19 protein-coding genes and 1 pseudogene are annotated in these 21,475 nt (G+C 71.2%); 5 read left to right on the top strand and 15 right to left on the bottom strand.

Annotated elements, in window-relative coordinates; all coding sequences use genetic code 11:
• Positions 1 to 12: 12 nt before the first annotated feature.
• From ACO06A_RS18620 to uvrC, 10 genes are all read right to left on the bottom strand, one after another.
• Positions 13 to 447 carry a VOC family protein gene (locus tag ACO06A_RS18620; protein ID WP_421733676.1) on the bottom strand — a complete coding sequence of 145 codons (435 nt, stop codon included), beginning with the start codon at positions 445 to 447 and terminating at the stop codon, positions 13 to 15.
• A 13-nt stretch (positions 448 to 460) separates the two neighbouring features.
• Complete coding sequence (locus ACO06A_RS18615; RefSeq protein ID WP_175349554.1) at positions 461 to 808, bottom strand: RNA polymerase-binding protein RbpA; 348 nt, start codon at positions 806 to 808, stop codon at positions 461 to 463.
• 10 nt (positions 809 to 818) lie between these two features.
• A complete protein-coding gene (secG, locus tag ACO06A_RS18610; RefSeq protein WP_175349555.1) occupies positions 819 to 1,061 on the bottom strand; it encodes a preprotein translocase subunit SecG in 243 nt (80 codons plus the stop codon).
• Positions 1,062 to 1,219: 158 nt separating this feature from the next.
• Positions 1,220 to 2,014 carry a triose-phosphate isomerase gene (tpiA, locus tag ACO06A_RS18605; RefSeq protein WP_421733675.1) on the bottom strand — a complete coding sequence of 265 codons (795 nt, stop codon included), beginning with the start codon at positions 2,012 to 2,014 and terminating at the stop codon, positions 1,220 to 1,222.
• Positions 2,015 to 2,017: 3 nt separating this feature from the next.
• A complete protein-coding gene (locus ACO06A_RS18600; protein ID WP_421733674.1) occupies positions 2,018 to 3,217 on the bottom strand; it encodes a phosphoglycerate kinase in 1,200 nt (399 codons plus the stop codon).
• 114 nt (positions 3,218 to 3,331) lie between these two features.
• Positions 3,332 to 4,336, bottom strand: coding sequence for a type I glyceraldehyde-3-phosphate dehydrogenase (gene gap, locus ACO06A_RS18595; protein WP_056094555.1), 1,005 nt, complete (start codon positions 4,334 to 4,336; stop codon positions 3,332 to 3,334).
• A 233-nt stretch (positions 4,337 to 4,569) separates the two neighbouring features.
• Positions 4,570 to 5,550: a DNA-binding protein WhiA gene (gene whiA, locus ACO06A_RS18590; protein WP_056094552.1), complete on the bottom strand. Its 981-nt coding sequence runs from the start codon at positions 5,548 to 5,550 to the stop codon at positions 4,570 to 4,572.
• Between the two features lie 50 nt (positions 5,551 to 5,600).
• Positions 5,601 to 6,578: a gluconeogenesis factor YvcK family protein gene (locus ACO06A_RS18585; protein WP_421733673.1), complete on the bottom strand. Its 978-nt coding sequence runs from the start codon at positions 6,576 to 6,578 to the stop codon at positions 5,601 to 5,603.
• Positions 6,575 to 7,519 (bottom strand): RNase adapter RapZ, encoded by a 945-nt coding sequence (gene rapZ / locus ACO06A_RS18580; protein ID WP_421733672.1) that lies wholly within the window; start codon positions 7,517 to 7,519, stop codon positions 6,575 to 6,577. Before rapZ ends, ACO06A_RS18585 begins: the two co-directional genes overlap by 4 nt.
• A complete protein-coding gene (uvrC, locus tag ACO06A_RS18575; RefSeq protein ID WP_421733671.1) occupies positions 7,516 to 9,546 on the bottom strand; it encodes an excinuclease ABC subunit UvrC in 2,031 nt (676 codons plus the stop codon). Before uvrC ends, rapZ begins: the two co-directional genes overlap by 4 nt.
• A gap of 61 nt (positions 9,547 to 9,607) precedes the next feature.
• Between uvrC and ACO06A_RS18570 the strand changes: the two genes are divergently transcribed.
• Positions 9,608 to 10,120 (top strand): OsmC family protein, encoded by a 513-nt coding sequence (locus ACO06A_RS18570; RefSeq protein WP_421733670.1) that lies wholly within the window; start codon positions 9,608 to 9,610, stop codon positions 10,118 to 10,120.
• A 69-nt stretch (positions 10,121 to 10,189) separates the two neighbouring features.
• On the opposite strand, the gene uvrA is transcribed toward ACO06A_RS18570, so the two are convergent.
• Positions 10,190 to 13,078: an excinuclease ABC subunit UvrA gene (gene uvrA / locus ACO06A_RS18565; RefSeq protein ID WP_421733669.1), complete on the bottom strand. Its 2,889-nt coding sequence runs from the start codon at positions 13,076 to 13,078 to the stop codon at positions 10,190 to 10,192.
• A 108-nt stretch (positions 13,079 to 13,186) separates the two neighbouring features.
• On the opposite strand from uvrA, the gene ACO06A_RS18560 reads away from it, so the two are divergent.
• On the top strand, positions 13,187 to 15,010 hold the full coding sequence (locus ACO06A_RS18560) for a glycoside hydrolase family 15 protein (protein WP_421733668.1): 1,824 nt from the start codon (positions 13,187 to 13,189) through the stop codon (positions 15,008 to 15,010).
• Complete coding sequence (locus ACO06A_RS18555) at positions 15,007 to 15,678, top strand: MBL fold metallo-hydrolase (RefSeq protein ID WP_421733667.1); 672 nt, start codon at positions 15,007 to 15,009, stop codon at positions 15,676 to 15,678. Before ACO06A_RS18560 ends, ACO06A_RS18555 begins: the two co-directional genes overlap by 4 nt.
• A gap of 4 nt (positions 15,679 to 15,682) precedes the next feature.
• On the opposite strand, the gene ACO06A_RS18550 is transcribed toward ACO06A_RS18555, so the two are convergent.
• The 3 genes from ACO06A_RS18550 to ACO06A_RS18540 are packed head-to-tail and all read right to left on the bottom strand — an operon-like array spanning position 15,683 to position 19,084.
• The gene (locus ACO06A_RS18550; protein ID WP_421733666.1) at positions 15,683 to 17,371 is read right to left on the bottom strand and encodes an AMP-binding protein; all 1,689 of its coding nucleotides are present in this window, start codon (positions 17,369 to 17,371) and stop codon (positions 15,683 to 15,685) included.
• Positions 17,372 to 17,400: 29 nt separating this feature from the next.
• Entirely contained in the window at positions 17,401 to 17,919 is a 519-nt protein-coding gene (locus ACO06A_RS18545; RefSeq protein WP_421733665.1) for a GNAT family N-acetyltransferase, read from the bottom strand.
• 1 nt (position 17,920) lies between these two features.
• Entirely contained in the window at positions 17,921 to 19,084 is a 1,164-nt protein-coding gene (locus tag ACO06A_RS18540) for an acyl-CoA dehydrogenase family protein (protein ID WP_421733664.1), read from the bottom strand.
• Between ACO06A_RS18540 and ACO06A_RS18535 the strand changes: the two genes are divergently transcribed.
• The gene (locus ACO06A_RS18535; protein ID WP_421733663.1) at positions 19,071 to 19,367 is read left to right on the top strand and encodes a YciI family protein; all 297 of its coding nucleotides are present in this window, start codon (positions 19,071 to 19,073) and stop codon (positions 19,365 to 19,367) included. The two genes, ACO06A_RS18540 and ACO06A_RS18535, sit on opposite strands and share 14 nt — an antisense overlap.
• A gap of 383 nt (positions 19,368 to 19,750) precedes the next feature.
• Here ACO06A_RS18535 and ACO06A_RS18530 read toward each other — a convergent pair whose 3' ends face one another.
• A complete protein-coding gene (locus ACO06A_RS18530) occupies positions 19,751 to 20,581 on the bottom strand; it encodes a class I SAM-dependent methyltransferase (protein ID WP_421733662.1) in 831 nt (276 codons plus the stop codon).
• Positions 20,582 to 20,764: 183 nt separating this feature from the next.
• On the opposite strand from ACO06A_RS18530, the pseudogene ACO06A_RS18525 reads away from it, so the two are divergent.
• Positions 20,765 to 21,427, top strand: a pseudogene (locus tag ACO06A_RS18525) (IS1634 family transposase); the annotation flags it as partial.
• Positions 21,428 to 21,475 lie beyond the last annotated feature (48 nt).

Below are 21,475 nucleotides of genomic sequence, written 5' to 3'. Positions count from 1 at the left end.
CCGGCCGTCCGCTCAGCGGTCGGGGTGCGGTGCCAGGGGCGACCGGTCGCCGACCAACCACAGGTGACCGAACGGGTCGATGAACCCGCCCTGCCGGTGCGTGCCCCACGGCATCTGGTGGTCGCGGATCTCGTCGACGCTGCCGTCGGCGCCGGAGGCGACCGCACGGGCGACGAACCCGTCCGGGTCGTCGACGAAGATCTCCACGCGGACGGTCCGCCCGCCCAGCCCGGTCGGGGTGTCCCACCCGTTGCCCTCCGGTTGGCCGAGGAAGAACGGGGCGCCGGCGATGCTGAGGCCGACGACGCTTCCCAGGTCCCACAGCGTGGTGGCGCCGACGGCCTGCGCGTACCAGCGCGCCGCCGCCCCGGCGTCCGGCACGGCGAGCATCACGGAGAGGACCGGCGTCTCTGCCGGCGGGTCGTGCCGAGGGCTCTCGCCGCTCACGGCAGGGGCAGGCTCAACCGCCGCGCTTGGCGCGGAGGGCAGCGAGGGCCTCGTCGAGGATCGCGGCGCCGTCCTCGTCGGAGCGCCGCTCCTTCACGTAGGCCAGGTGCGTCTTGTACGGCTCGTTCTTGGACGGAGACGGGGGGTTCTCCTGGTCCTGCCCGGCGGGGAACCCGCAGCGCGGGCAGTCCCACGTCGCCGGCGCCTCGAGAGCGGCCTCCTCGGCGAAGCTGGGCCGGGTCTCGTGGCCGTTCGCGCACCAGTACGACACCCAGATCCGAGGAGCGGTGTCCCCGCGCTCGGCCTCGCCCATCGGACCGGCGCCGACTCGCGACCCCCTGATCGCACTCCCGCTCGCCATCGCCTACCCCTCAGACCGTGCGCTCGATGAGACCGAGCAGGATGATGATCGCGGTCCACACGAGCGCGGTCCCGATCGTGATGCGGTTCAGGTTCCGCTCCGCCACGCCGGAGCTCCCCGCGCTGCTCGTGATGCCGCCGCCGAACATGTCGGAGAGGCCGCCACCCTTGCCCTTGTGCAGCAGGACGAGCGGGATGAGCAGGAGGCTGGTCAGCACCAGCAGCACCTGGAGGGCGATACGAAGGCCGGTCACGTCGGTGTCAGTTCCTTACTGGGCGGGCACGTCGACGGCGGTAGAGCCAGCGACGCTGCGGTGGACCGCGGTACAGGGTAGGCGACGAGTGGGGCGATAAGCCACCACCGTGGCCGGGCAGGTCGCCTGGTGGACCAGACGACCTGCCCGCTCCGAGGTCAGAGACCCACAGCGTGCGACTTGTACCGCGCGATCGCGGCGAACTCCTCGGGGTCCAGGCTCGCGCCGCCGACCAGCGCGCCGTCGACGTCGGGCTTCGCCATGATCGACGCGACGTTCGACGACTTCACCGAACCGCCGTAGAGCACGCGGACCGCGTCGGCCGTCTCGGCGTCGTACAGCTCACCGATGCGCGTCCGGATGGCAGCCGCCAGCTCCTGGGCGTCCTCGGGGGTCGCCGTCTCGCCGGTGCCGATGGCCCAGACGGGCTCGTAGGCCACGACGATCGTCTTGACCTGCTCCGCCGTCAGACCGGCGAGGGCGCCGTCCAGCTGCGCGAGCGTGTGCGGGACGTGCTGGCCGGCCTTGCGGACGTCGAGCACCTCGCCGACGCACAGGATCGGGACGATGCCCGCGCCGAGCGCCGACTTCACCTTGGCGTTGATCAGCTCGTCGGACTCGTTGTGGTACTCGCGACGCTCCGAGTGACCGACCGCGACGTAGGTGACGCCGAGCTTGGCCAGGAACAGCGGCGAGATCTCGCCGGTGTAGGCGCCCGACGCGTGCGCCGAGACGTCCTGCGCGCCGTAGACGAGCTCGAGCTTGTCCGCGTCGACCAGCGTCTGCACGCTGCGCAGGTCGGTGAACGGCGGCAGGACGCAGACCTCGACGGCCGCGAAGTCGTGGCGGGCGTCCTTGAGCGTCCACGCGAGCTTCTGCACGGTGTGCGTGGCCTGGTGGTGGTCCAGGTTCATCTTCCAGTTGCCCGCCATCAGCGGGGTGCGAGTGGTCAACGCTCAGTCCTCCAGAACAGCGATACCGGGGAGCGTCTTGCCCTCGAGGAACTCGAGGCTCGCGCCACCACCGGTCGAGATGTGTCCGAACCCGGCCTCGTCGAAGCCGAGCGTGCGCACGGCCGCGGCGGAGTCGCCACCGCCGACGATCGTGAAGCCACCGTTCGTGCCGGCGTCGACCAGCGCCTGCGCGACGGCACGCGTGCCGCCGGAGAACGCCTCGAACTCGAACACGCCCGCCGGGCCGTTCCAGACGACCGTCTTGGCGTCCACGATCTTGCTCGCGAACAGTGCGCTGGACTCGGGACCGATGTCCAGGCCGATCTTGCCGTCCGGGATGGCGTCGGCCGCCACGACCAGCGCCGGGGAGTCGGCCTTGAACTCGTCGGCGACGACGATGTCCGTGGGCAGCACGATCTCCACGCCGGCAGCCTCCGCCTGCGCGAGGTAGCCCTTGACGGTCTCGACCTGGTCCTCCTCGAGGAGCGAGTTGCCCACCGAGTAGCCCTTGGCCGCGAGGAACGTGAAGAGCATCCCGCCACCGATGAGCAGGCGGTCCGCCTTGGTGATCAGGTTGGCGATGACGCCGAGCTTGTCCGACACCTTGGAGCCGCCGAGCACGACCACGTACGGGCGCGCCGGGTCGTCGGTCGCCTTGCGCAGCGAGGCGACCTCCTTGAGGACGAGCTTGCCGACCGCGTGCGGGAGCACCAGCGCGACGTCGTACACGGACGCCTGCTTGCGGTGCACGACGCCGAAGCCGTCGGAGACGAAGACATCGGCCAGCGCGGCGAGCTCGCCGGCCAGCTCGGCGCGCTCGGCGTCGACCTTGGACGTCTCGCGCGCGTCGAACCGGATGTTCTCGAGCAGAGCGATCTCGCCGTCTTTCAGCGCGGCGACGGTCGCCTTCGCCGAGTCGCCGACGACGTCGGTCGCCAGCGCGACCGGCTGGCCGAGCAGCTCCGAGAGCCGGTCCGCGACGGGCTTGAGCGAGTACTTGTCCTCGGGCGCACCCTTGGGGCGGCCGAGGTGCGCCATCACGACGACGCGCGCACCGGCGGACAGGAGCGCCTGGAGCGTCGGGAGCGCCGCGCGGACGCGGCCGTCGTCCGTGATGGTCGTGCCGTCGAGCGGCACGTTGAAGTCGGAGCGGACCAGGACGCGCTTGCCGCGCAGGTCACCGAGGTCCTCGATGGTCTTCATGGGTTCCTACCTTCGATCGAGCGGGGGCAGACATGGCTGCGTCCGCGTGCGCCGGGGCCGAGGGGCCGGGGCGCACGCGGACGCATGACCGTCACTCGTGGGACGACGTGAGCGTCAGAGACGCTCGCCGACGTACGACGTGAGGGCGACGAGGCTGTTCGAGTAGCCCCACTCGTTGTCGTACCAGGCGATGATCTTGACCAGGTCGCCGCTCACCTTGGTGAGCTTGGAGTCGAAGATGCTCTGGTGCGGGTTGGTGACGATGTCGCTCGACACGATCTCGTCCTCGACGTACTCGAGGATGCCCTTGAGCGGGCCGTCGGCGGCGGCCTTGACCGCAGCGTTGACCTCCTCGACGGTGACCTCACGCGAGGCCGTGAACGTCAGGTCCGTGGCCGAGCCCGTGATGACGGGGACGCGCAGCGCGAAGCCGTCGAGCTTGCCCTTGAGCTCCGGGAGCACGAGCGCCACGGCCTTGGCCGCACCGGTCGAGGTCGGGACGATGTTCTGCGCCGCGGCGCGCGCACGACGGAGGTCCTTGTGGGGGCCGTCCTGCAGGTTCTGGTCACCCGTGTAGGCGTGGATCGTGGTCATGAGACCACGCTCGATGCCGATCGAGTCGTTGAGCGCCTTGGCCACCGGGGCGAGGCAGTTCGTGGTGCACGACGCGTTGGAGATGATGTGCTGCGTCGCGGCGTCGTAGTCGGTGTGGTTGACACCGACGACGAACGTGCCGTCCTCGTTCTTCGCCGGGGCGGAGATGATGACCTTCTTGGCGCCGGCCTCGAGGTGGGCCTTGGCCTTGGTGGCGTCCGTGAAGAAGCCGGTCGACTCGATGACGATGTCCGCACCGAGCTCGGCCCACGGCAGCTTCGCCGGGTCCCGCTCTTCGAGCGCACGGATCTTCTTGCCGTCGACGATGATGTTCTCGTCGTCGAAGTCGACGCTCAACGGGAACCGGCCCAGCACGGTGTCGTACTTGAGCAGGTGCGCGAGCGTCTTGTTGTCCGTGAGGTCGTTCACGCCGACGATCTCGATGTCGGCACCGGAAGCCAGGATGGCCCGGTAGAAGTTACGCCCGATACGGCCGAAGCCGTTGATACCGACGCGGATGGTCACTTGCCCTCCTCGGCAGCGCCGACGAGGGGCCGGCGCACACATTTTGGTGATGGGGTCACGCACGCCGCTGTGCGCTCCGGACGTCGGCGGCATAGGCGAATTCTCGTGCCCAACACATGACCGTCGTGTGACGTTCGGATGACATGAACCCTATACCAGTGACCAGGCTCACGCGGTGACGAAGGTCCCTGATGAGACGCCACCGGCCATGATGCCCCAGGTCAGGCGGGACGTCAGAGGTCGAGCAGGTCCGGGCTGAGGCCGGCCTCGGTGTCGGGGATGCCCAGCTCGGCCGCGCGCTTGTCGGCGGTGGCCAGCAGCCTGCGGATCCGGCCGGCCACGGCGTCCTTGGTGAGGGTCGGCACGGCGAGCTTGCCGAGCTCCTCGAGGGACGCCTCCTTGTGCGCCAGGCGCAGCTCGCCGGCCTCGCGCAGGTGCTCCGGGAGCTCGTCGCCGAGGATCTCGAACGCCCGCTCGACACGCGCACCGGCCGCCACCGCCGCGCGGGCGGACCGTCGCAGGTTGGCGTCGTCGAAGTTGGCCAGCCGGTTGGCCGTGCCGCGGACCTCGCGCCGGACGCGGCGCTCCTCCCAGACCAGCATGGTCTCGTGCGCACCGAGCCGGGCGAGCATCGCGCTGATCGCGTCGCCGTCCCGGATCACGACCCGGTCGATCCCGCGCACCTCGCGCGCCTTGGCGGCGATGCCCAGGCGTCGAGCCGCGCCGACCAGGGCGAGCGCCGCCTCCGGACCGGGGCACGTGACCTCGAGGGCCGACGACCGGCCGGGCTCGGTGAGCGAGCCGTGCGCGAGGAACGCGCCGCGCCAGGCGGACTCCGCCTCCGCGACCCCGGCCGACACCACCTGCGGCGGCAGTCCGCGGACCGGTCGGCCGCGGTTGTCCAGGAGGCCCGTCTGGCGCGCCAGGGACTCGCCGTCCTTGACCACGCGGACCACGTACCGGCTCCCCCGGCGCAGGCCACCGCCGGAGACGACGATGATCTCGCTCTCGTGCCCGTACACCTCGGAGATCGCCTGCCGGAGCCGACGAGCCGCGATGCCCGTGTCGAGCTCCGCCTCGATGACGATCCGACCGGAGATGATGTGCAGGCCCCCCGCGAACCTCAGGGTGGCCGAGACCTCGGCCTTCCGTGAGGACGTCTTGTCCACCTTCAGCCGGGCGAGCTCGTCCTTCACCTGTGCCGTCAACGCCATGGGGTGCATCCTGCCATTGCAAGACGCGTGTCCGGGACCGGTCCCGTCACCTACTCGGGTGGGTTCTCGCGCGTGCCGACGTCGCCGAGGAACCCCTCGACCACGTCCGAGTACGCGCCGGCGAGGCGCAGCGGGTCGTGCCTTGCGGTCCCGTCACCGCGGCTGACCTGGCGCAGGAGCAGACGCGCGCCCAGGTCCGCGGTGCGGGCGGCCAGCGCCGACACGTCCTCGACGGCCGTCGGGTCCGCGACGACCGCGTCGACCCGCAGGTCCGGCGCGTGCGACCGCAGCACGTCCAGGTACTGCTCGGCGCGCATCCCGGCGGTCTCCCCCGATTCACCCGACGCCAGGTTGAGCGTGACGATCGTGCGGGCCGCCGTCCGGTGCAGGGCGTCCTTGAGGCCGGGGACCAGCAGGTGCGGCAGCACGGACGTGTACCAGGACCCGGGGCCGAGGATGACCCAGTCGGCCGCCTCGATCGCCGCGACGGCCTCCGGGCAGGCCGGCGGGTCCGCCGGTTCGAGCCGGACCTGGGCGACGGTCCCCGTGGTCGCCGCCACCGCGCTCTGGCCGACCACGCGGCTCGTGGCACCGGCCCGGTCGACCACGTCGGCCTCGATGAGCAGCGGCACCGACGACATCGGCAGCACCCGGCCCCGCGCGCCCAGCAGCCGGCCCACCCAGTCGAGGCCCTCGACGGTGTCCCCCAGCAGCTCCCAGAGCGCCACGATGAGCAGATTGCCGACCGCGTGCTGGTCCAGGTCCCCGGTGGAGCTGAACCGGTGCTGGAGCACGTCGCGCCAGGTCCTGCCCCAGTCGGACTCGTCGCACAGGGCGGCCAGGGCCATCCGCAGGTCCCCGGGCGGCAGGACGCCGAGCTCGTCGCGGAGCCTCCCGGAGGAGCCGCCGTCGTCGGCGACCGTGACCACCGCGGTGATCCGGTCGGTCATCAGGCGCAGTGCGGACAGGGACGCCGAGAGGCCGTGGCCACCACCGAGTGCGACGACGGCCGGGGCGGCCGCCCTCATTCCTTGCCGAGGTCGCGGGCCGTCACGGCGACGAGATGTCCCCGGTCCCGCAACCTCGCGGCGATGGCCTCGCTCACGGCCACCGAACGGTGCTTGCCGCCCGTGCACCCCACGGCGATCGTCACGTACCGCTTCTCCTCGTGCAGGTAGCCGGCGAGCACCGGCTCGAGCGCGTCGACGTACCGGTCGACGAACGTGATGGCGCCCGGCAGACCCAGCACGTAGTCCCGGACCGGAGCGTCACGGCCCGTGAGGTGCCGCAGCTCGGTTATCCAGTACGGGTTGGACAGGAACCGCATGTCCACCACGTGGTCGGCGTCCAGGGGCAGCCCGTACTTGAACCCGAACGAGACGACGGAGATCCGCAGCACGTCCTCGGCGCCGCTGGCCACGACCGACCGCACCTCGCGGGCGAGGTCGTGCACGTTGAGCTCCGAGGTGTCGATGAGCGTGTCGGCGCGCTCGCGCAGGTCCGAGAGGATCGCGCGCTCCTCCGCGATGCCGTCGAGGATCCGACCCTGACCCTGGAGCGGGTGCGGGCGCCGGACCTGCTCGAACCGCCGGACCAGCACCTCGTCGGAGGCGTCGAGGAACAGGATCCGGTACTCGACCCCGGACTCGCGCAGGCCCTGGAGCACCGGCGACAGGTCGCGGAAGAACTCGCGGCCGCGCACGTCGATCACGGCGGCGAGCCGCTGCGCACCCGCGCCGGCCGGTCCGCTGGTGAGCATCCCGACCAGGTGCGTGAGCATCTGCGCCGGAAGGTTGTCGATCACGTACCAGTCGAGGTCCTCCAGGACGGCGGCGGCTCGCGTGCGGCCGGCCCCCGACATGCCGGTGATGATCAGGACCTGCGGCTGGCTCAGGTGGGGCGCCTCGGTGGCCGCCTCGAGGGCGGGGATCCCGGCGGGCACCGTGATCGGCGAAGGCTCGTCGCTCATGCCTCCAGCATGCCAGCCGACTCGGCGACCTGGTCCGACGCCACTCCCGGGGACGCCAGCGCGGCGACGACCGCCGCCGCCGTGCGGTCCCCCATCCCCTGCACCGAGGCGATCTCCTCGACCGAGGCCGCCCGCAGCCGCTTGACCGATCCGAAGTGGCGCAGCAGCGCCGCCTGCCGCGCCGGCCCGAGCCCGGGCACCCCGTCCAGGACGGACGTCGTCATGCCCTTGCTCCGACGCTTGCGGTGCGCCGTGATGGCGAACCGGTGGGCCTCGTCGCGCAGCCGCTGGAGCAGGTAGAGGCCCTCCGAGCTGCGCTGGAGGATCACGGGGTACGCCTCGCCCGGCAGCCAGACCTCCTCCAGCCGCTTGGCCAGCCCGACGAGCGCGACGTCGTCGATGCCGAGCTCCGCCATCGCGGCCGCGGCTGCGGCGACCTGGGGTGGGCCGCCGTCGACGACGATGAGGTTGGGCGGGTACGCGAACCGGACCGGCTTGCCCGTGACCTCGTCGATGGGTCCCGACCGCAGCGGCAGGCCGTCGTCGTCCTCACCGGTACCGAGCTCGATGTCCCGCGCGTCCGCACGGTCGGCCAGGTAGCGGCGGAAGCGTCGCGTGATGACCTCGTGCATCGCCGCGGTGTCGTCGCGGGCGCCCTGCCCCTCAGGGCCGCGGATGGTGAACAGGCGGTACTCGCTCTTGCGGGCGAGGCCGTCCTCGAACACCACCATCGACGCCGACTGGTACGTGCCCTGGTTGTGCGAGACGTCGTAGCACTCGATCCGCAGGGGGGCCGACGGGAGGTCGAGCGCCTCCTGGATCTCCTGGAGCGCCTGGCTCCTCGTCGTCAGGTCCCCCGCGCGGCGGGTCCGGTGCAGGACGAGCGCGTGCTCGGCGTTCCGGCGCACCGTCGCCGCGAGCTCCCGCTTGTCTCCCCGCTGCGGGATCCGGACCGACACCTTGCTGCCGCGCAGCCCGGTCAGCCAGGCCTGCACCTGCTCGACGTCGGGTGGCAGCACCGGGACGAGCACCTCGCGCGGGACCGCCGACGAGCCCGCGCCCGATCCCTCAGCACGGCCGCTCGCTTCCGCCTCGCTCCCGTAGATCTGCTGGAGCAGGTGCTCCACGAGCTCCGCGTCGGTGACGTCCTCGACCTTCTCCACGACCCAGCCGCGCTGGCCCCGGATCCGGCCGTCGCGCACGTGGAACACCTGGACTGCCGCCTCGAGCTCGTCGCCCGAGAGCGCGAAGATGTCGGCGTCGGTGCCGTCTGCCAGCACCACCGCGTTCTTCTCGGTGGCCCGCTCCAGGGTCGCGATGTCGTCCCGCAGCCGCGCGGCGCGCTCGTAGTCCAGCTCCGCCGCCGCCTCCTTCATGCGCGCCGTCAGCCGGCGCGTGAACTTCGCGGTGTCGCCCGCCATGAAGTCGCAGAAGTCCTGCGCCAGCTGCTGGTGGTCGTCCGGCGAGATGCGGCCGACGCACGGCGCCGAGCACTTGTCGATGTACCCCAGCAGGCACGGCCGACCCTGCTGGTGCGCGCGCTTGAACACGCCCGCCGAGCAGGTGCGGACCGGGAACACCCGCAGCAGCAGGTCGACCGTCTCCCGGATGGCCCAGGCGTGCGCGTACGGGCCGAAGTAGCGCGTGCCCTTGCGCTTGGCGCCCCGCATCACCTGGATGCGGGGGAACTCGTCGGCCAGCGTCACGGCCAGGTACGGGTACGACTTGTCGTCGCGGTACTTGACGTTGAACCGCGGGTCGAACTCCTTGATCCAGGAGTACTCCAGCGCCAGCGCCTCGACCTCGGTCCCGACCACCGTCCACTGCACGGAGGCCGCCGTGGTCACCATCTGCCGGGTGCGCTGGTGCAGCCCGGACAGGTCCTGGAAGTAGCTGGACAGGCGCGACCGCAGGCTCTTGGCCTTGCCGACGTAGATGACTCGGCCGTGCTCGTCACGGAAGCGGTAGACGCCCGGCGAGTCCGGGATCTCTCCCGGTGCGGGACGGTACGTGGCGGGATCAGCCATGCGGTCGAGCGTAGTTCGCAGCACCCACGTCACCGAACGACAGGACCGCTACCGTGGGCTGATGGGCCCCCTGCACACGTACTCCGTCGACGTCACCTGGACCGGCGCCGGCCGGACCGGCACCTCGAGCTACACCGCGTACAGCCGCGACCACGAGGTGCGGATCGGGTCGAAGCCGCCCCTGCTGGGGTCGTCCGACACCGCCTTCCGCGGGGACCCGTCGCGGTTCAACCCGGAGGAGCTGCTGGTCAGCGCGCTGGCTCAGTGCCACATGCTCTGGTTCCTGCACCTCGCGTCCGCGGCGGGCGTGACCGTCGTCGCCTACGAGGACCAGGCCGTCGGGACGATGCGCATCGAGGCCGCCGGTCAGGGCCAGTTCCGCGAGGTCGTCCTGCGGCCGCGCGTGACGGTGGCCGCGGGCGCGCACCTGCCCACGGGCGCGGCGATCACCGACGACGTGCTCGCCGGGATCCATCACCAGGCCCACGAGCACTGCTTCATCTCGCGCTCCGTGAACTTCCCCGTGCGGCACGAGCCCGTGCCGGTGCGCATGGCGCAGACCGTCTCGCACTGAGCCGCTCACGGCCGACGCGGGCTCAACAGCGCGGCTTCAGGACGTAGCCGAGCCGCTGCACCGGTCGCGTCACGCCGGGACGCGCTGCTTGACGGCGCGTCGCTTCACCGGAGTCGCGACGGGCTCCAGCACCTCGGCCAGGAACCGTCCCGTGTGGCTCGCCTCGACCGAGGCGATGTGCTCCGGAGTGCCCTCGGCGATGACGAGCCCGCCGCCGCTGCCGCCCTCAGGACCCATGTCGATCACCCAGTCGGCGTTCTTGATGACGTCCAGGTTGTGCTCGATCACGATGACCGAGTTCCCCTTGTCGACCAGCGACTGGAGCACCCCGAGCAGCTTGCGGATGTCCTCGAAGTGCAGGCCCGTGGTCGGCTCGTCGAGCACGTAGATCGTCCGGCCCGTGGAGCGGCGCTGGAGCTCCGCGGCGAGCTTGACGCGCTGCGCCTCGCCCCCGGAGAGCGTCGGCGCCGGCTGACCCAGCCGGACGTACCCGAGGCCAACGTCCACCAGCGTGCGCAGGTGCCGCGAGATCGCGGGGACGGCGGCGAAGAACTCGGCGGCCTCCTCGATCGGCATGTTGAGCACGTCGGCCACCGTCTTGCCCTTGAAGTGCACCTCGAGCGTCTCGCGGTTGTACCGGGCGCCGTGGCAGACCTCGCAGGGGACGTAGACGTCCGGGAGGAAGTTCATCTCGATCTTCAGGGTGCCGTCGCCGGAGCACGCCTCGCAGCGGCCGCCCTTGACGTTGAACGAGAACCGGCCGGGGGCGTAGCCGCGGACCTTGGCCTCGGTGGTCTCCGCGAACAGCCGGCGGACGTGGTCCCACACCCCGGTGTACGTGGCCGGGTTGGAGCGCGGCGTGCGGCCGATGGGGCCCTGGTCCACGTGCACGACCTTGTCCAGGTGCTCCAGGCCGGTCACGCGCTTGTGCCGGCCCGCCACCTGGCGCGCTCCGTTGAGCTCGTTGGCGAGCACCGTGTAGAGGATCGCGTTGACCAGCGTGGACTTGCCCGAGCCGGACACGCCGGTCACGGCGGTGAGCACACCGAGCGGGAACGAGACGTCGATCCCCTGGAGGTTGTGCTCGTGCGCGTTGACCACCGTGAGCTGACGCTTGGTGTCGACCGGCCGGCGCAGCGGCGGCATCGGGATCGAGCGGCGCCCGGACAGGTACGCACCGGTCACGGACTCGGCCGACGCCAGCAGGCCCGCGAGGTCTCCGGAGTGCACCACGCGGCCGCCGTGCTCGCCCGCCCCCGGGCCGATGTCGACGATCCAGTCCGCCGTGCGGATGGTGTCCTCGTCGTGCTCGACCACGATCAGCGTGTTGCCGAGGTCCCGCAGGCGCGTGAGCGTGTCGATCAGGCGGCGGTTGTCCCGCTGGTGCAGACCGATGCTCGGCTCGTCGAGGACGTAGAGCACGCCCACCAGGCCGGAGCCGATCTGGGTGGCCAACCGGATGCGCTGCGCCTCGCCACCGGACAGCGTCGCGGCCGGGCGGGTCAGGGAGAGGTAGTCGAGTCCCACGTCGAGCAGGAAGCCGAGGCGCGCCTGGATCTCTTTGAGCACCTGCGCGGCGATCGCCTTCTCCCGCTCGCCGAGCTGGAGCCCGTCGAGGAACTCGCGGGCCTCCCGGATGGGCAGGGTGCAGACCTCGGCGATCGACTTGCCGCCGACCTTGACCGCGAGCACCTCGGGCTTGAGCCGCGCACCCTCGCACACCGGGCACGGGACCTCGCGCATGTAGGCCTCGTACTTCTCCTTGCTCCAGTCCGAGTCCGTCTCGTTGTGCCGGCGCTCGAGGAACGTGATGACGCCCTCGAAGCCCGTCGAGTACTGGCGCTCACGGCCCCAGCGGTTCTTGTACCGGACCTTCACCTCGTGGTTCTGGCCGTGCAGCACCGCGTCCTTGGCCCGCTGCGGCAGCGCCCGCCACGGCACGGACGTAGAGAAGCCCATGTCTGAGGCGAGCGCGCTGAGCACCCGACCGAAGTACTCGCTGGAGATCTGCGACCACGGGGCGACGGCTCCGTCGTCGAGCGAGAGGTCCTCGTCGGGAACCACGAGGTCCGGGTCCACCTCGAGCCGCGACCCGATGCCGGTGCACTCCGGGCACGCGCCGTACGGGGCGTTGAACGAGAACGTGCGGGGCTCGATCTCGTCGAGCGTGAGCACGTGGTCGTTCGGGCAGGCGCGGTGCTCCGAGAAGCGTCGCTCGCGCGTGAGGTCGTCGATGTCGGCATCCACCAGCTCGACGACGAGCAGCCCACCGGCCAGGCCGAGGGCGGTCTCGACGGAGTCGGTGAGCCGCCGCTGGACGCCCTCGCGGGCGACCAGGCGGTCGATGACCACCTCGATGTCGTGCTTGAGCTTCTTCTCGAGCGCGGGAGGCTCGGTGAGCTGGACGACCTCGCCGTCGACGCGGGCGCGCGCGAAGCCCTTGCTCTGGAGCTCCTTGAAGAGGTCGGCGTACTCCCCCTTGCGGCCGCGGACCACCGGGGCGAGCACCTGGTACCGCGTGCCCTCGGGCAGCTCCAGCAGCCGGTCGACGATCTGCTGCGGCGTCTGGGCGGTGACCCGCTCACCGCAGACCGGGCAGTACTGCGTGCCGGCGCGGGCGAACAGCAGGCGCAGGTAGTCGTAGACCTCCGTGATCGTGCCGACGGTGGACCGCGGGTTCCGGTTGGTGGACTTCTGGTCGATCGACACCGCCGGGGACAGACCCTCGATGAAGTCGACGTCGGGCTTGTCCATCTGCCCGAGGAACTGCCGCGCGTACGCGGAGAGCGACTCGACGTACCGCCGCTGCCCCTCCGCGAAGATGGTGTCGAAGGCCAGCGACGACTTCCCGGAACCGGACAGACCGGTGAACACGATGAGCTTGTCACGCGGGAGATCGAGGTCGACGTTCCGAAGGTTGTGCTCGCGGGCGCCCTGCACCACCAGTCGTTCGTTCACGGCGGGGAGTCTACGTGGCCCCACCGACAATCGCACATCTGTTCGACGTGAGCGGAACCACAGTGCCGCCGACGTGCCACTCCCCCGCAGCCGCGCCATGCTCACCTCGTGGACAGACCCGACGCCGTCGTCGACCCCCCGCTGGTGCCTATCGAGGACTACGCCGTCCTCGGTGACGGCAGGACGGCCGCCCTCGTCTCGCTGCGCGGCTCGATCGACTGGATGTGCCTGCCGACGTTCGACTCGGCGGCAGCGTTTGCCCGCCTGCTGGGCACCTCGGACAACGGGCGGTGGCTCCTGACGGTCCGGGATGCCACGTCCGTGACCCGGCGCTACCTCGACGACTCGTTCGTGCTCGAGACCACGTACGAGACCCTGGACGGCACCGCGGTGGTGCTGGAGACGATGCCGCTGAACGACGGCCGGTCCGACCTGGTCCGCCGGCTGGCGTGCACCCGGGGGACGGTCGAGGTCGAGCACGAGTGGGTGGTCCGGTTCGGCTACGGCGCGGTCGTCCCGTGGGTCCGCCGCCTCACCGACGAGGACGGGAACGAGGCGATCCGCGCGATCGCGGGGCCGGACTCCCTGCTCCTGCGCGGCGACCGCCTCCCCGTCCCTGCGGACCACCGGCACGCGGACCGGTTCACGCTGGAGGAGGGCGAAGCGGTCGAGCTGGCGCTGACGTGGACCCGCTCGTGGGATCCCGTGGTGCCCCGGCAGACCATCGAGGACCGGATCGACTCCACCCGGATCGAGTGGGGTCTGTGGGCTCGCAGCTGTGCCTACCAGGGCTCCTACCGCGAGGCCGTCGTCCGCTCGCTGCTGGTTCTTCGCCTGCTCACGGACCACGAGACCGGAGGGATCGTCGCAGCCGCCACGACCTCCCTGCCGGAGGACTTCGGCGGCGAGCGCAACTGGGACTACCGGTACTGCTGGCTGCGGGACGCGGCGATGACGCTCGAGGCCCTGCTCGAGCACGGCTACCGCGAGGAGGCGACGGAGTGGCGTGACTGGCTCCTGCGCGCCGTCGCGGGCAACCCTGCCGACCTCCAGATCATGTACCGCGTCGACGGCGGTCGGTACCTGCCCGAGACCGAGCTCGACCACCTCACGGGCTACGCGGGATCGCGTCCGGTCCGGGTGGGGAACGCCGCCGTCGGACAGGTGCAGAACGACGTGCTGGGAGAGGTGATGTGCGCCCTCGAGCTGGCGCGCTCCGCCGGGCTGCAGGAGACCGCCGACTCGTGGTCGCTCCAGCGCCACCTCGTCGAGGACCTGATCGGTCGGTGGCGCGAGCCCGACCGCGGCATCTGGGAGGTCCGCGGCGAGCCGCGGCACTTCACGCACTCGAAGGTCATGGCGTGGGCCGCGGTCGACCGCGCGGTGCGTGCGGTCGAGAAGCACGGGCTCGACGGGCCGGTCGAGCGCTGGCGCGCCGAGCGGGACGCGATCCACGCGGACGTGCTCACGCACGGCTGGAACGCCGACCGCGGGACCTTCGTGCAGTCCTACGACGCCGAGCACACGGACGCGTCGCTGCTCCAGCTCGCACAGGTCGACTTCCTCCCGTCCGACGACCCGCGCATCCTGTCCACGCTCGCTGCCATCCGGGACGAGCTGGAGGTCGCGCCGGGACTCCTGCGCCGCTACCGCACCGAGCGGACCGACGACGGCGTCGCAGGAGACGAGCACGCGTTCCTGGCGTGCTCCTTCTGGCTCGCGGACGCACTCGCCCGCACGGACGACGTCGACGGGTCGACGAAGGTGCTGGACATCCTCGTCGGGCTGAGCAACGACGTCGGCCTGCTGGCCGAGCAGTACGACCCGGTCGGACGCAGGATGGCCGGCAACCTTCCGCAGGCCCTGTCGCACCTGGCCCTCGTGCGCGCGGTGCACAGCCACGACAAGGCGCTCGAGAGGAGGTCGCCGTGACGTACACCGGCGACGTGCGGGCGGGCGGGCCGACCGCCCTCCGCGTGCTCGACGAGGTCGAGATCCGCAAGGTCGCCGTCGGCCCGATGGACAACAACACCTACCTGCTGACCTGCCGCGCCGACGGGGCGCAGCTCCTCGTGGACGCGGCGGACGAGCCGGACCGGCTGCTCGAGCTGGTCCGCGAGGGATCGTCGACGCTCGACACCATCGTCACCACCCACCGCCACCCCGACCACCTCCGCGCGCTCGAGTCGCTCGTGGCCGTCACCGGCGCCTCGTCCGCGTCGGGTGCTGAGGACGCCACGGCAGTCTCGGAGGCGACCGACGTCCCGGTCGCCCGGCGCCTGCACGACGGCGACGTCCTGCACGTGGGTCACCTCGTCCTGCACGTCATCGCGCTGCGCGGCCACACCCCCGGGTCGATCGCGCTCGCCTACGTCGAGCCCGGCGGGCGCACGCACCTGTTCACCGGGGACTCCCTCTTCCCGGGCGGCGTCGGCCGGACGACGAGCCCGGAGGCGTTCGACCAGCTCTACGGTGACGTGGTCGTCCGAGTGTTCGAGCGGTTCGACGACGACACCTGGGTCTACCCCGGCCACGGTGCCGACACCACGCTCGGTGCGGAACGCCCCCACCTCCAGGAGTGGCGCACCCGCGGCTGGTGACCCGTCAGCCGGCGAGCACCGACTCCCGCACGACGCGTCGGAGCACCTTGCCGACCTGCGACCGCGGCAGCTCGTCGAGGACCACCAGCCGGCGCGGGAGCGCGTACCGCGCCAGATGACGCTCGCCCCACGCGCGGACGGCGTCCAGGTCGATCCCGCGGGCGCCGGGCTCGAGCACGACGGCGGCGACCACCGTCTCGCCGAGATCGCCCCCGGGGACCCCAACCACTGCGACGTCCGCCACACCGGGCATGCCGCGCAGGTGGTCCTCGACCTGCGAGGGGTAGACCTTGAAGCCGCCGCTGACGATGACCTCCTTGATGCGGTCCACCAGCACGACCCACCCGGTCTCGTCGACGGTGACGATGTCACCGGTCCGCAGCCAGCCGTCGTCGAGCAGCTGCTCCGCGGTCTCGTCGGGCCGACCCCAGTAGCCGGCGAACACCTGCGGGCCCTGGATCAGCAGCTCCCCACGCTCCCCCGGCTCGACCTCGCGGGTGACGTCGGTGGGGTCCACGACCCGGATGCTCGTGCTCGGGAACGGCAGGCCGAGGGTGCCGGGGCGGCGCGCGTCCGTCAATGGGTTGCCCAGCGCGACGGGCGACGTCTCGGTCATGCCGTACCCCTCGACGACCAGTCCGCCGGTCACGTCCTCCCACTTCTGCGCGGTCGCCGCCGGCAGCGCCATCGCACCGGAGATCGCGTACCGGAAGGACGTGAGGTCCGCTCCCGCCGCCGCGGCCGCGACGGCCAGCCGGTCGAGCATCGGCGGCACGGCCGGAAGGAACGTCCCCGGGAGCCGCTTCTGGGCGGCCAGGACCATCGCGGGATCGAACGACGGGAAGGCGACGAGCGTCGCGCCGACCCGCATCGCGTAGCTCAGGCAGAGGGTGAGTCCGAAGGCGTGGAAGAACGGCAGCACCCCGTAGACGACGTCGGTGCCGGGCTCCACGCCGGTCCAGGCGTGACCCTGCACCGCGTTCGCCACCAGGTTGCGGTGCGTCAGCATGGCGCCCTTGGGGGTTCCCGTGGTGCCACCGGTGTACTGGAGCAGCGCGACGTCCGACGACGACGGCGTCGGGTGCGCCGGGTCGAGGGGTGCGGACTTGGCGATGAGCCGGTGCCACATCGGAAAGGCCGGCGGCACCTTGCCGCACATGGCGTGGCGGGCTCGGCGGGCGCTCGGCAGCGGCAGGCGCAGGGCGAGCTGCTTGCCCCGGGGCAGGTCGGCGGACAGGTCGACGGCGACGACGGCCTTGAGCGACGTCCGCGCCAGCGTCTCGAGGACGCGCGGCACGGCCTTCTCCCACACGAGCGCGACGACGGCCCCCGAGTCGGCCAGCTGGTGCGCGAGCTCGCCCGCCGAGTAGGTGGGGTTGTGCTCGACGACGACGGCGCCGATGCGGAGCGCCGCGTAGAAGGCGATCACGTGCCCGGTGCAGTTCGGCATCACCAGGGCGACGCGGTCCCCCGCCCGGACGCCGAGGTCGAGCAGCACCTGCGCGCCCCGGGCGACGGCGTCGTCCAGCTCCGCGTACGTCGTAGGCGCTCCGAGGAAGTCCACGGCCGTCCGCGCGGGCCACTGCTGGGCTGCTCGGTCGAGCGCCGCGGTGAGCGGCTCGTCGGGGATCGCGACGTCCCGCGGAGCACCCGTCGAGGCGGCGTTCGGTCGGCTGGGTCCCACGGTCGTCATCCCCCGATCGTAACCTACGGGTGCGTAAGTTACTTGAGAGTAGGTTGTGAGTTCACCCCGCACGACCAGCGGATCACCGACACGCCGTCGGGCTCCACCTCGAGTGGACCACGACGGAACGACGCCCGCTCGAGCACCCGCTCGCTCGCCATGTTTCCGACCATCGTCCGGGCGTGCACGACGTCGGCACCGTGCTCCAGGGCCCACTGCGAGAGCACGCGGACCGCCTCCGTGGCCAGCCCGAGCCCACGGCCCGCGGGAAGGAACGCGTAGTAGAGGTGCGGGCCGTCGGTGCGCAGCCCCAGCCCGATCGTGCCGACCGCCTCCCCCGCCCGCTCGACGACGAACCGCCCGCCGCGGCCCTCTGCACGCTGGGTCAGGTTCCGGGCCACCCGCTCGCGCGCCTCGTCCACGCTGACGTCCGCGGGGTAGTAGGTCCACTGCGGCACGTCCGCGACGCGGGAGAGGGCGTGGTCGAGTGCCCAATCCTCCTCCCGCAGCGCGCGCAGCCGTGCTCCGGGCAGGTCCAGCACGTCCGGCAGCTCCATGTCAGGCCTCCGGCGGTCCCAGCACCGAGGTCGCGAGCGTCGCGTGCGCCGACTCGTCGTCGGATGGGTGGAACATCCCGGCGAGCACGTCGCGGTACAACCGCCCGAGCTCACTCCCCGAGAAGTAGGACCCTCCGCCGGAGACGCGGATCGCGTTGTCCACGACCACGCGCGCCGACTCGGTGGCGCGGACCTTGAGCCCCACCAGCTGGGCGAACCAGCGCGCGCCGTGGTCCGCCTGCTCGTCGACGTCGCGGGCGAGGGCGAACACCTGGAGCTCCGCGCCGTCCTGCGCCAGCACCGCGTCCGCGATGCGCCAGCGGATGTCGGGGTCCTGCGCGTAGGAGCGGCCGTCGTGCTTCATCGACGTCCGTCGCCGTGCGGCCGCCACGCCCAGCTCGACGGCCCGCCGGCCGATGCCGGTGTACACGGCGCCGAGCAGGATCTCGAACACGGCGAACAGGGCGAACACGAACGGGTCGGCGCTCGGACCCGGCGGCAGCGAGCGGTACACCCGGTCCGCGGGCGCGAGCGCCCCGTCGAGGACGGTCGTCGCCGACTGCGTCGCGCGCATCCCGAGCGTGTCCCAGTCGTCGAGGGTCTCGACGCCGCCGTCGGCGCGGGACACGACGCCGTGCACCAGCCGCGGGTCGTCGGGGTCCGAGTCGTCGAGCCCGAACGTGGCCAGCCGCGTCCACACCGGGGACAGCGACGTGAAGATCTTCCGCCCCGTGTACCGGTACGCGCCGTCGGGCCCCCGCTCGGCGCGGGTCCGCGAACCGAACATCACCAGGTCGTTGCCCGCCTCGGAGTTGCCGAACGCGAAGATCTCACCGGCGGCCGCGTCGCGCAGGATGAACTCCACGGAGTCGTCCCCCCGACCGACTAGGAGGGCGGCCAGTCCCGTGACGACGAGGTGCATGTTCGCGGCCAGGGCGGTCGCCGGCGCAGCCGCAGCCAGCCGGACCTGCTCGCGCGCCACCTCCTCGAGCGTCAGGCCGGCTCCGCCCAGCCGTACGGGGACGAAGGCCTGCAGGTACCCGGCCGCCGCGAGCTCGGCCAGGTCCTCGTGCGGGAAGGTGTTGTCGCGATCGTGCGCCGGAGCGCGCTCGTGGATGCGGCTCAGCAGGTCCTCGGTGAGCAGCGTGCGCATGTTCCGTGCCATGTCAGCACTCTGCCACCGGCTCGGGCAGGATGACGCCATGCCCCCCTATGCCGTCCGCTACACCTACGACGAGCGCACGGACGTGCGCGACCGCGTGCGCCCGGAGCACCGCGCGTACCTGGCCTCGCTGGTCGAGCACGGCGCGCTCCTCGGCTGCGGGCCGTTCACGGACGGCGAGCCCGGCGCCCTGCTCGTCTTCAGCGCCGACTCCCCCGACCTGACTCTCACAGGTGGACAGGCCGCTTGGAGTAGAACTCCAGGTCAGCGGTGTGCGGGTGGTTAATTTGGGGCACTAAGGGGTGCCGGTAGTCTCACGATGTGTCGCCGTTCGTGCGCAAGGTGAAGACCGCGTCGGGAGCGACGGCGGTGCAGATCGTGGAGAAGCGGTCCGGGGTACGGCGGATCGTGGAGCACGTCGGCTCGGCACACGATGAGCTCGGTCTGGCGCTGCTGATGCAGGGTGACCTTCGATTCGAGCCCGGTCGCCGTCGGATTGCCTTGGCGGCCGTACGAAGAACCCGGCATCTCGCCTTTGAACACGCGCGCCAGATCGTGCCGCGTCGGGGTAGCCGTAGGCCGCAGCGACGCGCATCGGCTTGTGGACCGGAAAGTGTTCGATGGGCAACTCGAGATCCGAGTGCAGGATCGTCGTTGTAAATCCGGTCTTCATGCAGTGCCCCCATCCGATGCCTGGGCGCGAGCGACAAGCACGTGGGTGCGCATCGGGTACGCCAGCACGCCGTCGATCACGTAAGGCTGCAACGCCTCGCGCACGTCCCGCACGAAGCGCTCCCGCGCGTCTGCCGACAGTTTCGCTACCGCATGCCGCGTGGACGGCGAGCCACGCGTCATGCCTTCCAGAAACGATTGTATGGAACCGAACTGCGAGACGCCCTCCTCGGTTCTGAGCTCGATGCCTGCGAAGCCAGCCTGCGCGGCCGTCGCGCGAATCTCTTCCGTATTCGAGAACGAGCAGGCGCGCTTTGCCGGTGCCGCATCGACCCCGAGCCGTTCGAGCCCCTGCACAACCACGTGATGTCCCTTGTTAGATTCCAGCGGTCCCCAGAAGCTCGCAACGAGCCTTCCCGAAGGCTTCAGCACGCGGCGCATCTCCGCAAAACCTTTCAGCCGGTCCGGAAAGAACTGCAGCCCCTGCAGACACAGCGCGAGATCGAACACGTCGCTTTCGAGCGGCATCTCCAGCGCGCTCGCACAATGCCACTCCATCGGCGTCTCACCGCCGCGTGAAAGCTGCCGCGCGAGCTCGATCACGCCGGGATCGATGTCAATGCCAACGGCCCTGCCCGTCGGCCCGACGTATGCCGCCGCGAGCCTTGCGCCGATGCCAGTGCCGCATGCGACATCCAGCACATGCTCGCCGGCCTTCGGTGCAGCGAGCCCCACCTGGAGCTCCGTCCAGTGCCGAAACATGCCCGGCACCATGTGCTGCTCGTAGGCTTCCGCAACTGTCGTATCGATTGATTTCTCTGACGCCATTTTCGAGATCCTATTTCTTTCCGCCCAGCTTAAGGTTGGTTGGCGTCGCGCGCTCGATCGAAATCAGAATATCGCATCCGGCCCGACTCTCACAGGTGGATGGGCAACTTGGAGTAGAACTCCACGTCAACGGTGTGCGAGTGGTTAATTTGAGGCACTAAGGGGTGCCGGTAGTCTCACGATGTGTCGCCGTTCGTGCGCAAGGTGAAGACCGCGTCGGGAGCGACGGCGGTGCAGATCGTGGAGAAGCGGTCCGGGGTACGGCGGATCGTGGAGCACGTCGGCTCGGCGCATGATGAGCTCGGTCTTGCGCTGCTGATGCAGCAGGCTCGGGAGAAGCTCGCCACGGGTCAGGACGAGCTCGATCTGGGTCTGGCGCCCGCGCCGGTCGCGGGGACGCCCGCCGCGCGCGTGGTGTCGAGCTCGAGCCGGTGGCTGTGGCAGGTGCTGGCTGATGCTTACGCCCGGTTGGGGTTCGACGCCTTGGGTGACGAGGCGTTTCGTGCGCTGGTCCTGGCGAGGTTGATCGAGCCGACGTCGAAGGCCGACACCGTGCGCGTCCTGGACGAGATCGGCGTGCCGTCCCCGCACGTCAACACCTTGCACGCCGCCCTGAGCGGGCGAGGGCGCATGGCCCACGCGACCCGCACGCGCGGGACGGCGGCGATGGTGCTCTACGACGTGACCACGCTGCACTTCGAGGTCGCCGACGAAGACGACCTGCGCAGGGTCGGCATGAGCAAGGAGCACCGGGTCGACCCCCAGGTGCAGGTCGGGCTCCCGGTCGACCCCACGGGCTTCCCCCTGGAGATCCACATGTTCGAGGGCAACATGGCCGAGACCACCATGGCGCAGATCGACGTGCGCGGCTGGGAGGTCGTCCTCGGCCCCTGG

Source organism: Cellulomonas sp., assembly GCF_965229465.1.
Lineage (GTDB): Bacteria > Actinomycetota > Actinomycetes > Actinomycetales > Cellulomonadaceae > Cellulomonas.
Note: the sequence above shows the minus strand (reverse complement) of the source record. Positions and strands in the feature narration are given on the sequence as shown.